The organism is Amycolatopsis sp. (genome assembly GCF_036008905.1).
GTDB lineage: Bacteria > Actinomycetota > Actinomycetes > Mycobacteriales > Pseudonocardiaceae > Amycolatopsis.
Genome location: NZ_DASYMU010000014.1, coordinates 36,342 through 51,131, shown reverse-complemented (window position 1 = coordinate 51,131; position 14,790 = coordinate 36,342). Strand labels below are relative to the sequence as shown.

Annotated in this window: 9 protein-coding genes; 2 read left to right on the top strand and 7 right to left on the bottom strand. The window is 67.7% G+C overall.

The features are described 5' to 3' along the window. Window position 1: 1 nt before the first annotated feature. Entirely contained in the window at window positions 2-1,591 is a 1,590-nt protein-coding gene (locus tag VGP60_RS02565; protein ID WP_327546184.1) for a glycoside hydrolase family 13 protein, read from the top strand. Between the two features lie 287 nt (window positions 1,592-1,878). Here VGP60_RS02565 and VGP60_RS02560 read toward each other — a convergent pair whose 3' ends face one another. Beyond that, the gene (locus VGP60_RS02560) at window positions 1,879-3,282 is read right to left on the bottom strand and encodes an LVIVD repeat-containing protein (RefSeq protein ID WP_414640278.1); all 1,404 of its coding nucleotides are present in this window, start codon (window positions 3,280-3,282) and stop codon (window positions 1,879-1,881) included. Between the two features lie 111 nt (window positions 3,283-3,393). Here VGP60_RS02560 and VGP60_RS02555 point away from each other — a divergent pair, with 111 nt between their 5' ends. After that, window positions 3,394-4,056, top strand: coding sequence for a DUF305 domain-containing protein (locus tag VGP60_RS02555; protein WP_327546182.1), 663 nt, complete (start codon window positions 3,394-3,396; stop codon window positions 4,054-4,056). Window positions 4,057-4,119: 63 nt separating this feature from the next. Here VGP60_RS02555 and VGP60_RS02550 read toward each other — a convergent pair whose 3' ends face one another. The 6 genes from VGP60_RS02550 to ettA all read right to left on the bottom strand — a co-directional run bounded on the left by VGP60_RS02550 (window position 4,120) and on the right by ettA (window position 14,739). Beyond that, entirely contained in the window at window positions 4,120-4,404 is a 285-nt protein-coding gene (locus tag VGP60_RS02550) for a hypothetical protein (protein ID WP_327546181.1), read from the bottom strand. Window positions 4,405-4,459: 55 nt separating this feature from the next. Further along, a complete protein-coding gene (locus tag VGP60_RS02545) occupies window positions 4,460-5,098 on the bottom strand; it encodes a hypothetical protein (protein WP_327546180.1) in 639 nt (212 codons plus the stop codon). Window positions 5,099-5,100: 2 nt separating this feature from the next. After that, a complete protein-coding gene (locus VGP60_RS02540; RefSeq protein ID WP_327546179.1) occupies window positions 5,101-5,532 on the bottom strand; it encodes a thioesterase family protein in 432 nt (143 codons plus the stop codon). A gap of 3 nt (window positions 5,533-5,535) precedes the next feature. After that, window positions 5,536-10,524 carry an NAD-glutamate dehydrogenase gene (locus tag VGP60_RS02535; protein WP_327546178.1) on the bottom strand — a complete coding sequence of 1,663 codons (4,989 nt, stop codon included), beginning with the start codon at window positions 10,522-10,524 and terminating at the stop codon, window positions 5,536-5,538. A 152-nt stretch (window positions 10,525-10,676) separates the two neighbouring features. After that, window positions 10,677-12,935, bottom strand: coding sequence for a hypothetical protein (locus VGP60_RS02530; protein WP_327546177.1), 2,259 nt, complete (start codon window positions 12,933-12,935; stop codon window positions 10,677-10,679). Between the two features lie 127 nt (window positions 12,936-13,062). After that, window positions 13,063-14,739: an energy-dependent translational throttle protein EttA gene (gene ettA, locus VGP60_RS02525; protein ID WP_327546176.1), complete on the bottom strand. Its 1,677-nt coding sequence runs from the start codon at window positions 14,737-14,739 to the stop codon at window positions 13,063-13,065. Window positions 14,740-14,790 lie beyond the last annotated feature (51 nt).

Here is a 14,790-nt window from a genome sequence, read left to right as displayed (position 1 = left end):
GGTGCGCAGGGCGTCCGAGAACCGGCGCACGGAGGCTCCCGGTTCCCAGTGGTGGCATGACGCCGTCTTCTACCAGATCTATGTCCGCTCCTTCGCCGACGCCGACGGCGACGGGGTGGGCGACCTGGAAGGGATCCGCAGCCGCCTCGGTTACCTGGAGTTGCTAGGCGTCGACGCTCTCTGGCTGACGCCATTCTACCGCTCCCCCATGGCCGACCACGGCTACGACATCGCGGACCCGCGTGAGGTCGACCCGATCTACGGCAACCTTGGCGATTTCGACGCGCTGGTGGAGGAAGCGCACGCGCGCGACATCAAGGTGACCATCGACCTGGTCCCCAACCACACCAGCAACACCCACGCCTGGTTCAAGTCCGCGATGGCCGCGCCCGCGGGCAGCCGGGAACGCGAGCGCTACGTCTTCCGGGAGGGCAAGGGCCCGAACGGCGAGGAACCGCCGAACAACTGGGTCAGCGTCTTCGGCGGACCAGCGTGGACGCGCGTGCCCGACGGCCAGTGGTACCTGCACCTTTTCGCGCCGCAGCAACCGGATCTGAACTGGCTCAACCCCGAGGTCGCCGCCGATCTCGAGCGCACGCTGAGGTTCTGGCTCGACAGGGGCGTCGACGGCTTCCGCATCGACGTCGCGCACGGCATGGCGAAACCGCCGGGCTTGCCCGACATGGATCCGCGCGTCACGGCGATGCACAGCGGCGATTTCTACGACCCGCGGTTCGACAACGACGGCGTGCACGAGATCCACCAGATGATCCGCAAGGTGCTCGACGAGTACCCGCAGACGATGACCGTCGGCGAGATCTGGGTGACCGACGAAGAACGGCTGGCGCGCTACCTCCGCCGGGACGAGCTGCACCTGGCGTTCAACTTCCGTTTGGTGCTGGCACATTTCGACGCCGACGCCCTGCGCACCGCCATCGATCGTTCGCTCGCCGTCCCGCTGGCCGCGGGCGCGCCCGCCACGTGGACACTGTCGAACCACGACGTCCGGCGCCAGGTCACCCGCTACGGCGGCGGCGCGCAGGGCGTGCGGCGGGCCCGCGCGATGGCGATCGTCGAACTGGGCCTGCCCGGCGCGGTGTACCTGTACAACGGCGAGGAACTGGGCCTGCCCGACGTCGACCTCCCGCCCGAAGCGCTCACGGATCCGCGCGCCCGCATCAGCGGCGCCGAGCACGGCCGCGACGGCGCGCGGGTGCCGATCCCTTGGGAGGGAACGGAAGCACCGTTCGCGTTCTCCCGCACCCCGCACACCTGGCTGCCGATGCCCCGAGACTGGGCCGCGTTGACCGTCGCGGCGCAACTCGAGGACGAGGCGTCGACGCTGTCGCTCTACCGGCACGCGCTGGAGATCCGGAAGGACCATCCGGCGTTCCGCGGCGACGAGATCGAGTGGTACGGCGCTCCCGCGGGCTGCTTCGCCTTCCGCCGCAAGACCGGTGGCCTCATCTGCGCGCTGAACACGTCGGCGTCGCCGATCCCGTTGCCCCCTGGCGAAGTCCTGCTCTCCAGTGAGCCACTCGTCGACGGCAAGCTCCCACCCGACTCCGCCGCCTGGCTAGGTCGTGCCTGACCCGCTCCAGGGCCCCAAACGCCTTCGCGGTGACGGGCGCGATCTGTCGACAGATGGCGGTACTTGCGGACGCGGGTATCACGAGATGTCGACATCTCGTGGCCAGCGGGATCGAGTGCTATGAACGGACCGTTCCTTGCACGAGACGCTAGGAACGGTCCGTTCATAGCACCGGACCGAGCTGCGTGACCGGATTTAGCCCCAAACGCTATGAAGGGTCCCTTCCTCTCAAGAAACGAGAGGAAGGGACCCTTCATAGCGTTGTTGGTTCAGCTAAGCGGAGATCCTCAGAACCAGCCGTACTTCGGCTGCGACTGCACGTTGAACTCGTTGAACCGCACCTGCTTCGCGGGCAGCGTCCGCCAGTCCGTCAGGTCGAGGACGTCGAAGCCCTTGACCAGGTCGGACGAGTAGATGTAGCCGTTGTAGTAGTACGCCGACCAGGTGCCGCCACCGCCGTTCGCGGGCAGCGGACCGCGCTCCCAGAAGCCGATCTCCTTGGGGTGCTTGGAGTCGGTGAAGTCCCACACCGAGATGCCACCCTGGTACCAGGACTGCACCATGATGTCGCGACCCGCCACCGGCACGAGCGAGCCGTTGTGGGCGACGCAGTTTTCGCTGTCGGCCTGCATCCGCGGGATCTTGAAGTAGCTCTGGAACTCGAGCTTCCGGTTGTCGCCGCGGCCGGTGAGGTCGTAGATGCCGTCGGCACCACGGGTCGGGCCGAACTTCGTGTTGCAGGTGGCGAGACCGCCGCCGCCGAGCTCGTCGGTGAAGATCACCTTCGTGCCGTTGTTGTTGAAGGTGGCGCTGTGCCAGAACGCGAAGTTCACGTTGTCCTGGACACGGTCGATGACGCGCGGCGCCAGCCGGTTGGAGATGTCGAACAGCACGCCGTCACCCATGCAGGCACCGGCCATGATGTCCTTCTCGACGTAGGTCGTGAGGTCGTGACAGCCGGTCGTCGCCGAGCGGTTGGTGCCGTCCGGGTTCGGGCCACCGACGTTGCCGCCGTCCGGGAACAGGACCGGCGTCGCGACGACGGCGGCCTGCTCCGGGTGCTTGATCGGGACCTTCACGATCGAGATCTTGTCGTGCGGGGGCTGGCAGTCCGGCAGGTTGGCGGCCGGGGAGTACGAGGAGACGTACAGGAGGACCGCGTCGCGGTTCTTGTCCGGCACCATCGTGTGGGTGTGCGAGCCACAGGCCGTCTCGACCGACGAGACGTACTTCGGCTTCGCGAGGTTGGAGATGTCGAAGACCTTGATGCCTTCCCAGGACTCCTTCACCGACGCCGGCTGCGCGACGCTGGAGCAGGAGTCGTCACTGCGCGACGAGTCCGTCGACACGAACAGAAGGTCTCCGGAGATCGAGACGTCGTTCTGCGAACCAGGGCAGAGGATCCGGCTGACGACCTTGGGCTTGTACGGGACCCGGACGTCGTAGATGACGAAACCGTTGTAGTTACCGACGATCGCGTGACCCTTGGTGAAGGCGATGTCGGTTCCGGTAGCGTCCACCGGCGCGACATTGGGCAGGTTGGCGATCTGGCGGAGGTTCGGGCTGTGCACGATCTCGTCCACGCCAGGGATATCGTTCTGCGCGGGCTGGGCGATCACCGCCGGGGCGGCGAGGGCACTGGACGCGGCGAGGCCGACGACGGCGACCGCCGTGGCGAAGATCCGAGGCAAACGGCTACTGCGGGGCTTCCACACGATGTGGATCTCCTCTCGACACAACTTTACTATCCGATTATCCAACCTTTGACCTAGTGTCGGTAGCAACCTTAGGAGGGTTTCAAGATGCGAACCAGCATGGCCGCGCTCATGATCGTCGCGCTGGCGGCGGCCGGCTGCTCGAGTCCGCCCGCCGAGTCCCCCGCCCTCGAAGCACCCGTCGTGCTGCCTGGCAGGCCCGGGGAAACCGGTGACGTCGTCCGGCCGGACCAGGTTGATCCAAATAGGACAAAAGAGACACCGAACAGCGCCGACGTCGACTACATGACGATGATGATCCCGCACCACCAGCAGGCCGCGGTGATGACTCAACTGGTCGCCGAGAAGGCCGCCGACGAGCAGGTCCGCGCGATCGCCGAGCGAATCGCGGTCAGCCAGGACGCCGAGGTCAAACTGATGGGCACCTGGCTCACGAAGTACGGGAAACCGGTGCCCGGCAACGACCCTTCGGGACACGGGGAGCACGGCGGGCACAGCGCGGCCGAGCACGCTTCGATGCCGGGAATGGCGACCGCGGAGCAGCTCAACCAATTGCGCGCGGCCACCGGAGCCGAATTCGAGAAGATGTTCCTGAAGCTGATGATCGCCCACCACCAGGGCGCGCTGACGATGGCCGAAGCGCAGCTTTCGGGCGGCGTCGAGACCAAGGCGCAGGAGCTCGCCCAGGAGGTCATCACCGGTCAGAGCGCCGAAATCGAGCGGATGCGGGCATTGAGCGCCAAGTATTGATTGCCCGCCCGGTTAACTATAACTGTTGACCATTCTGTCCGCCGTTCTCGCCACGGCATCCTGTTAACCGTCGTCGGAACTGTCGCCGCCGTCGAAACCGTCGTCGAAGGATCCGGTGGCCAACCAGCCGATCAAGGCCGCGGCCTGCACGTACGGCGCGGCCTGCCCGGCCACGCGGCCGACGGCCTTGGTCTTGCGCCACTTCTCCGGCGGGCCCGCGACGGCCGGACCGGCCTCGACCTCCGGCACGGGCGGCCGCTCGGTCCGCCACGGCGTTTCCTCCGGCCGGACCTCGGCCAGGAAATCCGCCGTCGGATCGTCGTCAGGCTTCTTGTCCCGCTCGGTCATGACCCCAGCCTGGCACCGAGGCGGCCCGGAAGCCACCTCCGCGCCGGGCTCGTGTTCAGAAGAGCAGCGGAAGCAGCGCGTGCCGTCGCTTGAGGACCGCACCGTACCGGGCGTCGAGCCGCAGCCACGAGTCGTTCGCCGTCACGCGGACGACGTCGTTCTCGATCGACGAGTCGAGGAAACCCATACCGGACAAGGCGAACAAACACCTCAGCTGGACCTTGATCTCCATGCTCTCGCCGGTCACCGTCAGCACCGACTGGTCCATCAGCGACGCCGGTGGCGTGCCGTGCGGACCGACGTTGTCCTTCGCGAGCGTGACCCCGCGATCGGCGAGGTCGGCGACGACGATCACCGGCAGTTCGTCGACGAGCTGCCAGCCGCTCGACATCGGCAGCTCGGAGTGCCACATGATGTCGCGCGCCGGGCCGGGATCCATCTTCGGACCACCGGCCACGGTCAGCGCCGCGAGCAGCTCGTTACCCGACACCGTGATGTCGGACGGCGTGACGCTGCCGGGAACCGCCCTGGTCGCCAGCACCTCGAACGGCGTCGACGTCCAGGCTTCGACGATCCCGGCACCCGGGCGTTCGCGCAGCCGCACGAACGTGGAACCGTCGAGGCGGACGGCGCGGGCGACGAAGGCACCCAACGTTTCCCGGTCCGCTTCGTCGGCGATGCGGAGCTCAGACACCCTTAGTCCCCCGTTACGGCTGGTTCAAATTGCCGCAGGAAATCCCGTTCGGCTCCACTCAATCTACGCGGCCGGCCGGTGGTCGTGTCGTAAGGAGCCAGCACTGTCTCCGCCGTCACCGCCACCTTGTCCAGTTCGGACGGTCCACTGTGGACCTTGTAGGAGAAGGTGCAGGACGCGAACCTCAGCTGAGTAACGGAAATCGCGATCCGGACGTCCTGTCCGTCGGCGAGCACCGGGGCGTGGTAGTTCACCGTGAGACGTACCACTACCACCCCTTTCACCAGTTCGGTGAGACCGGCTTTGAGCCCGTCGACGAACAGGAGCGGCACGCGGGCCTCTTCGAGCAGCGTCACCATATTGGCGTGGTTGACGTGCCCGAAGAGGTCCTGATCGGACCAGCGCGGCCGGACCAGCGAGACGTAGTCAGCCACGCGCTACCTGACCGTGCTTCGGATCTGCCGCGCCGCGACCGAAAGCGTGGCGAGGTCGAGCCGGCCGGAATTGTCGATCTCTTCGAGCGCGACGCGCGCCCTCGACAGCCTCGACGAGTTCGTCTTCTCCCACTGCGCGATCTTCTCCTGCGCGGAATCGCTGGGCTCGCTGTGCCGCAACGCGTCCAGGGTGATCGCCCGCAGCGACGCGTAGACGTCGTCACGCAGCGAAAGTCTGGCGAGCGCGTGCCAGCGGTTGCCCCGCTCGAGCGCGCTGATCGAGGTCAGCATCTTGTCCACGTTGAGGTGGTCCGACACCGCGTAGTACAGCTCGGCCGTCTCCTCCGGGCTGTGCACGTCGTCCACGCCGATCTGCTGCTCGGCCAGTTCCGCCACCTCGGTGACGTCGAGCAGGCCATAGGTGTGCAGCAGGACCGCGATCCGGCGCGCCAGCTCCAGCGGCACGCCCTTCGCCACGTAGTCGTCGATCTGGTTCTGCAGGGTCTCGGCCTCACGGCCGTGCAGCATGTCGCCGACCTTCGGCGCGAGCTCCGCGACGACCGAGCCGAACCGGTTGATCTCCGACAGCGCGGCGAGCGGCTGCGGCCGGTTGGTCAGGAACCACCGGGCCGCCCTGTCGAGCAGGCGGCGCGTCTCCAGCATCATCGTGTCGGCGACTTCCGTGGTGACCACGTTGTCGAGCTTGGAGATCTCGGCCCACAGCGACGGCAGGTCGTAGACGTTGCTGACCACGGCGTACGCCCGCACGGCGTCGTTCGCGGTCGCGTTCATCTCTTCGCTCAGGCGGAAGACGAACGAGATACCGGCGCCGTCGACGACCTCGTTCGCCACCAGTGTGGTGATGATCTGCCGCTCCAGCGGGTGCTCGGAGATCGCCGTCTCGAACCGCTCACGCAGCGGCTTCGGGAAGTACGACGGCAGCAGGCGCGAGAAGACCTCCGACTCGGGGAGATCGGTGGCCACCAGCCTGTCCTTGAGCTCCAGTTTCACGTGCGCCATCAGCGTCGCGAGCTCGGGCGAACTGAGGCCTTCGCCCGCCTTCTCCAGTGCTTTGAACTCGGATGTGCTGGGCAGCGCTTCGAGCTTGCGCTCGAACGCGCCCGCCTTTTCGAGCGCGGCCACCTGGCGCTGATGCACCGAAACCATCGGGCCGTTGTGCGCGCGGCTGACGCCGAGCACCGCGTTCTGCTTGTAGTTGTCCGCCAGCACGAGCGCGGAGACCTCGTCGGTCATCTCCTCGAGCAGCTCGTTGCGCTTCTCCCGCTCGAGTTTCCCGCCGTTGACCAGGTGGTCGAGCAGGATCTTGATGTTGACCTCGTGGTCGGAGCAGTCGACCCCGGCGGAGTTGTCCAGCGCGTCGGTGTTGATCTTGCCGCCGCCCCGGGCGAACTCGATCCGGCCGAGCTGGGTGAGCCCCAGGTTCCCGCCCTCACCGACGACCTTGACCCGCAGGTCCTTGCCGTTGACGCGCAGCGAGTCGTTGGCCTTGTCGCCGGCGTCGGCGTGGCTTTCCCGCTCCGCCTTGACGTACGTGCCGATGCCGCCGTTCCACAGCAGCTCGACCGGCGCCTTGAGGATCGCGTTCAGCAGATCCGCGGGCGCCAGCTTCACGACGTCCTCGGGCAGGCCGAGGGCGGCCCGGACCTGCGGGGTGATCGGGATCGTCTTCGCACTGCGCTTGTAGATCCCGCCGCCTTCGCTGATCAGCGAACGGTCGTAGTCGTCCCACGACGAACGCGGCAGATCGAACAAGCGGCGGCGCTCGGCGAACGTCGAGGCCGCGTCCGGGTCCGGGTCGAGGAAGACGTGCATGTGGTTGAAGGCCGCGACGAGCCGGATGTGCTCCGAGAGCAGCATCCCGTTGCCGAAGACGTCCCCGGCCATGTCGCCGATGCCGACGACGGTGAAGTCCTCGGTCTGGGTGTCCTTGCCGAGTTCGCGGAAGTGGCGCTTGACGCTCTCCCACGCTCCCTTCGCGGTGATGCCCATGGCCTTGTGGTCGTAGCCGACCGAACCGCCCGACGCGAACGCGTCACCCAGCCAGAAGCCGTAGCTCGCCGAGACCTCGTTCGCGATGTCGGAGAAGGTCGCGGTGCCCTTGTCCGCGGCGACGACGAGGTAGCTGTCCTCTTCGTCGTAACACACGACGTTGGGCGCGGGCACGGTCTTGCCCTCGACCCGGTTGTCGGTCAGGTCCAGCAGACCGGAGATGAGCATCCGGTAGCAGGCGATGCCTTCCTTCAGGGACGCGTCGCGATCGAGACCGGCGTCGCCTGTGGGTATCGGCGGCCGCTTCACGACGAAGCCGCCCTTCGCGCCGACAGGCACGATCACGGCGTTCTTCACCGCCTGCGCCTTGACCAGGCCGAGCACCTCGGTGCGGAAGTCCTCACGCCGGTCCGACCAGCGCAACCCGCCTCGGGCGACCTCGCCGAACCGCAGGTGGACACCTTCGACCCGTGGCGAGTACACGAAGACCTCGAACCGCGGCCGGGGCTTCGGCAGCTCCGGCACAGCGGCCGGGTCGAGCTTGATCGCCAGGTACGGGCGGGGATTCCCGTCGAGGTCGGTGACGTGGTAATTCGTGCGCAGGGTCGCGCCGATCACCGCGAGCAGGCGCCGCAGGATGCGGTCCTCGTCGAGGCTGGTGACCTCGTCGATCAGCGCGCTGATCTCCGTGACGAGCGTTTCGGCCCGCGCGAGCCGCTCGACCTCCTGGCAAGCCGGGTCGAAGCGGATCTCGAACAGGTGCACCAGCGCGGTGGCGATATCGGTGTGCGCGAGGACGGCGTTCTCGATGTACTCCTGCGAGTACGGGCTCTTCGCCTGGCGGAGGTAGCGCGAGTACGCCCGCAGGATGACGGCCTGACGCCAGGTCAGCCCGGCACGCAGGACGAGCGCGTTGAACCCGTCGACCTCGGCGAGCCCGGACCACGCGGCACTGAACGCGTCCTGGAACCGCACCTGCAGATCGGTCTCGGAAGCCTGGGCGATCCCGTCGAGCACCCGCTGTTCGATGCGCAGGCCGAAGTCATAGATCCACGACCTCCTGCCGTCTTCCCGCCGCAGCTCGTACGGGCGCTCGTCGACGACCTCGACGCCCATCTTCTGCAGCATCGGCAGCACCTTGGACAGCGTCACACCCTCGCCGAGGAGGTACAGCTTGAAGCGCCGCTCCCCCGGTTCGGCGTCGGCCGGCACGTAGAACGACATCGCCAGGTCGCCGTCACCGGACAACGAGTCCAGCTTCCGCAGGTCGGCAAGTGCTTCGGCCGCACTGAAGTCCTCTTTGTAGCCCTCCGGGAAGACCGACGTGTAGCGCTGGCCCAGCTCGGTGGCGGACTCCTCGCCGAGGACCCCGAGTGCCGCGCCGCCGTCACCGGCCCGCTCGCGGCGTTCGGCCAGGATCGCCTCGGTCATGAAGTCGTCCCAGCTGCGGACGGCGGTGTTCAGGCGCTCCTGGATGTGCAGCGTGTCCGGCTCGATCCGGCGAGCCGGATCGGTGTGCACGACGAAGTGCACCTGCGCCAGGACGGTTTCGCCGATCCGCGCGCTGTACTCGAGATTGGTGCCTTCGAGCTCTTCGAGCAGCACTTCCTGCATCGCGAGCCGCGAGCGGGTGGTGTAGCGATCCCGCGGCAGGAACACCAGGCAGGAGTAGAAGCGGCCGTACGGGTCGCGGCGCAGGAACAGCCGGAGCCGGCGGCGGTCCGACAGCGCGATGGCGCCGGTCGTCGTCGTGTACAGCGAGTCGGAATCCGCCGAGAACAGGTCCGACCGCGGCCAGTTCTGCAGCACCTCGAGCATGCGCTGGCCGGAGAAGGACTCCATCGGGAACCCGGCGCGGTGGATGACCTCGCGGACCCGGCCGGAGATCACCGGGATGTCGAGGACGTTCTCGTGCAGCGCGGTGGTCGTGAACATGCCGAGAAAGCGGTGCTCACCGGTGACGACACCGTACTCGTCGAACGTCTTCACGCCGACGTAGTACGGGTAGATCGGCCGGTGGACCGTCGACCGCGCGCTGGCCTGGGTCAGCACCAGCAGCGTCGGCGCCAATGCGCTCGCAGCAGCGTCCGGGCCCGCTGTCAGGCTACGGGCGGCGAGGCTGTCCTGGCGGAGAACACCCAGGCCGGACGCGAGAACCGCGCGCAGGGCGGGCTCGTCGGCGTCGGGATGCGGGTTCTCGACCAGTTCGTAGCGGCGGTAACCCAGAAAGGTGAAATGCCCGCTGGCGAGCCAGCGCAAGAGCCGTGCACCCTCGGTGACCTCGTCCTCGGGCAGCTGGGGCGGGTCGGCGTCGAGGCGGTCCGCGAGCTGGCAGGCGGTCTCGCCCATCTTGTCGGCGTCTTCGACGACCTCGCGGACGTCCCCGAGCACCGAGGAAAGCCGGGTGTCCAGCTCACGGGCGCGGTTCGGGTCGGTGATCAGGTCGATCTCGACGTACATCCACGACTCGGCCGCGGCACCCTCTGGCGGCTCGGCGGCGTCGGCCGTGGGGTAGACCGCGCGCAGCTCACCGGTCAGATCCCGGCTCACTACCACGATCGGGTGGACGATCCGCTGCACCTGCACGCCGTCGCGGGCGAACATGGCGGCGACGGAGTCGACCAGGTACGGCATGTCGTCGGTGACGAGCTGCACGACGGTGGCCTCACGGGTCCAGCCGTCCTCGGCGGTCGTCGGGTTGAGCAGCCGCACCGCGGGCCGTCCGGGCACCCGCTGCTTGGCCAGCTGCTGGTGCGAACGCACCGCGCCGACGAGATCCACCGGATCGTCGCCGATGATTTCTTCAGCCGGAATATGCCGGTAGTACAGGCGAATCAGGTCGCCGATCTCCGGCGCCTGGGCGGCTGCGGCGTCGATCAGCTCGTCCCGGATCTGTTCCGGGCTTGCTGACCGCCGCTGGCTGCCACCGTTTTCGGTGCCGACGCCTTTTGCGGGCGGGGACGAGACTCCCGTCGAGCTCATTGAGCAACTCTCCACTGTGCGTGATTGACACCGCGCTGGACACAACGATGTGTCGAACGGTCTCCACCCTAGTGCGCGGCTCCCGGGCGACTCGCGAATGCCCCAGGACTTAAGAAAGGTTTAGTACAAAAGGGTTTTCGTGATGGATTCAGCTACTCGCCAGTTCGGTGACGGCCGCTGTCCGGGCCCATCGCGCCCGAACGGCGATGCCCGTTGACCGGATGACTGCCGGCCGGTTCGTCACTCTTCGAACCCAGCCGCTTGACCAACGCGGCCGCGCTGGCCGTTCCGGCCTGGTGCTCGGCGAGTGCCCGCGCGAGCAATTCGGCGAGTCCCGCGTCGGGCGCGGGCTCGTCCTCGGCGATCGCCCGGGCATAGCTGCTGTCGGAGAAGGGCGAGCCGAAATCGGCTTTGCTGTCGCTGTAGTTCTCCAAAGGCGCCCAGGCCGAGGCCTGCTCTTCCAATGGTTCGAGGGACGGCGGCATCTTCAGCCGCGGCAGCCAGGGATCGGCCACCTGATCGCGGTACTCGTCGTCGGTCAGCCGCTCGGCCTTGGCCGGCCGCTCTTCCCGTACCGCCGGCGCGGGTGGCGGTTCCGGAGCCGGCTCGGGGGCCGGTGCGGGCGCCCACGACTCGGCCACGGGCGGCTCCGGCTCACGCTGCACGGGTTCCGGTTTCATGGGTTCGGGCTTCGGGGTTTCGCTCTTCGGGGGTTCGCCCGGTGCGTTTTCGTCGGTCGCGCGGCGGCGGCCACCGCCTCCACCGGAGGAGATGCCCAGCCTGTCGAGCACCGAACGGGCCGCTACCGAGCCGTGGTCGGAATCGTGCCGGGTGGTCCGGCCGGTGATGTTGCGCTGACGCTCGCGCCGAGCCGCTTCGCCGGTGTCCCAGCGCTGCGCACTCGACTCCGTGGGTTCGGGTGGCCGAGGTGGCTCGGGGTCACGCGCGATGGTGACCCGCGGAGCCGGTTCGGCGGCGGGTGCCGGCGCCAGCTGCAGCTCGGGCAGCGCGGAGATTTCCGGGGCGGGGCGCTCCACCAGTCGTTCGGCCGGACGCTCGGCCTGTCGTTCGACGGGACGCTCGACCGGCGCTTCCACTGCGCGTTCGACCTTGGGTTCGATCTTGGGTTCGGCCGGCTTTTCCACCGGACGCTCCGCCGGGCGCTCGGCTGCTTGTGCCGCGCGTCGATCCGCTCGCCGTTCGGTCGGTCGTTCGACCGGCCGGACCAGCGTCGGAGCCACCCGCTTGGTGTTCGCGGCAAGCACCTCGTCGAGGTCGACCGGAGCCTGCTGCCCCGAGCCGAACTCACCCGAAAGCAGGCTGAACGCCTGGCGGCGGACCCGGCCGTGCAGGTGCTCGGCGGCCCGAGACCGATGCAAGCACTCGATGGCCTCACTCGGCCTGCCAAGGCGTTCTTCCAGTTGGGCGAGTTCCAGCCACAGTTTCGCCGTCAACGCGTTCAGCCCGTGTTGATCGGTGCTGTACACCGCCTCGCGTAGCAGCATGGTCGCTGCTTCACCCGAACCGGCGGGCAGATGCACCCGGGTAGCGATGGCGAGCCGAAGCCACCCCGCGGGCCCGACGCCGGCCGCCCTCGACGGCGCGGCGAGCAGCGGCTGGCTGATCTCCATCGCCATCTCGGTGTCACCGCGATCGAGCAACGTGCACGCCAGCTGGAGGATCAGCCGGATCCGGACGAGACCGCCGTCGTCTTCCGGATTCTGCATCCTGTCGAGAAAGGCGATCCCCGACCGGGCCGCGTCGGCGGCGGCCGTGAGGTCGCCGTGGCGACGGCGATGCGCCGAAGTCCCGACCCGTAGCAGCGCTCGCTGAAGCAGCAACGCGTCCGCGTCCATGCTGTCGTCCGACGAACAGAGCCTGTCCGCCTCGACGAGCACCCTGTCCAGTTCCGCCTTGCGGCCGAACTGGGCCATGCAGCCGACGAGATGGCACAAGGCTTCCGCGCGCTGTGCCCCGGCGAGTTCCGTGTTCGCGAGTACCGGGCGCAACGCGGCAAGGGCGTTGAGCGGCGCCCCGACACTGCGCGCGCACACCACGAGATCGATCCGCAGCCGGGCCGCGATGGCCGTGTAACCCGCGTCTTCCGCGGCACGCAACGCCGCCACCGCACGGCCGACCGTGCCGGGCCGATCCCCGAGGCGCACCTTGGCCGAAACGACCAGGCTCTCCGCGTGGATCCACAGCTCGTCCGAACCGGCCGACTCGGCGAGCGCGGCGGCCCGCTCCCCCAATACGAGAGCGAGTTCCGGCGCGCGCAGGTACAACGCCTCGGCCTGGTCGACGAGCTGGCGCACCGCGTCGAGCGCCCCCGGGGCAACAGCAGCACCGTGCGCGCCCGCCGGGTATCCGGCGGGCGAGCTCGGTGGGTAATAGTTGCTGCTGGCTACCACGAGGGGACTCCGCTCAGTGTCGTCTAAGGCGTGCTCGCTCAGCGGTGCTCAGACCTACCACAGTTTTCTCCATGTCGTCGTCACTGAACATCGTCGCAGGAACACGCAGGCCGCGGGGGGAAAGTCCCTAGTCTCGCGTCAGCTTGCGGTGGGTCACCCGGTGCGGGCGCGCCGCGTCGGCGCCGAGCCGGTCGATCTTGTTCTTCTCGTACCCCTCGAAGTTGCCCTCGAACCAGTACCACGCCGCCGGGTTGTCGTCGGTGCCTTCCCACGCCAGGATGTGGGTCGCCACGCGGTCGAGGAACCACCGGTCGTGCGAGATGACCACGGCGCAGCCGGGGAACTGTTCGAGCGCGTTCTCCAGCGAGCCGAGGGTCTCGACGTCCAGGTCGTTCGTCGGTTCGTCGAGCAGGATCAGGTTTCCACCCTGCTTCAGCGTCATCGCCAGGTTGAGCCGGTTCCGCTCGCCACCGGAGAGGACGCCCGCGGGCTTCTGCTGGTCCGGACCCTTGAAGCCGAAGGCGCTGATGTACGCCCGGGAAGGCATCTCGACCTGCCCGACGTGGATGTAGTCGAGCTTGTCCGAAACCACCTCCCATACCGTCTTCTTCGGGTCCAGCCCGGCGCGGTTCTGGTCCACATAGGACAGTTTGACCGTCTCGCCGATCCGGACGCGGCCGTCGTCCGCCTCTTCGAGGCCGACGATCGTCTTGAACAGCGTCGTCTTACCGACACCGTTCGGGCCGATCACACCGACGATGCCGTTACGCGGCAGGTCGAACGACAGGCCGTCGATGAGGACCCTGTCGTCGAAGCCCTTGCGCAGCTTGTCCACCTCGACGACGACACTGCCGAGCCGCGGGCCCGGCGGAATCTGGATCTCGTCGAAGTCGAGCTTGCGGAACTTGTCCGCCTCGGCCGCCATCTCCTCGTACCGGTCCAACCGCGACCGGGACTTCGTCTGCCGTGCCTTGGCGTTCGACCGGACCCATTCGAGCTCGGTCTTGAGCCGCTTCGCCAGCTTCTGGTCCTTCTTGCCCTGGACCGCGAGCCGTTCCTGCTTCTTTTCCAGGTAGGTCGAGTAGTTGCCCTCGTACCCGACGACCCGGCCGCGGTCGAGTTCCATGATCCACTCGGCCACGTTGTCCAGGAAGTACCTGTCGTGCGTCACGGCGAGGACTGCGCCGGGGTAGGTGGCGAGGAACTGCTCCAGCCAGAGCACGCTCTCCGCGTCCAAATGGTTGGTGGGCTCATCGAGCAGCAGCAGGTCGGGCGACGACAGCAGCAGCTTGCACAGCGCCACCCGGCGGCGCTCACCACCGGAAAGGTGGGTCACCCCTTCCTCGGGAGGCGGGCATCGGAGCGCGTCCATGGCCTGTTCGAGCAAGGAGTCGATCTCCCACGCGTCGCCGTGGTCGAGGTCCTCCTGCAGCTTGCCCATCTCTTCCATGAGCTCGTCGCTGTAGTCCGTGGCCATGAGCTCGGCGATCTCGTTGAACCGGTCGAGCTTGACCTTGATCTCGCCAAGGCCCTCCTCGACGTTGCCGCGTACCGTCTTTTCCTCGTTGAGGATCGGCTCCTGCATGAGGATGCCGACCGACGCGCCGGGCTGGATGAACGCCTCGCCGTTGCTGGCCTGCTCCAACCCCGCCATGATCTTGAGAACGGTGGACTTACCCGCACCGTTCGGGCCTACCACGCCAATCTTGGCGCCGGGGTAGAACGCGGTGCTGACGTCGTCGAGGATGACCTTGTCCCCGACGGTCTTGCGCACCTTTTTCATGGTGTAGATGTACTCGGCCATACGAGCGATCGTAGAGCGAGCTCACCGGCGGCCTAACGGCGGTCACCACAG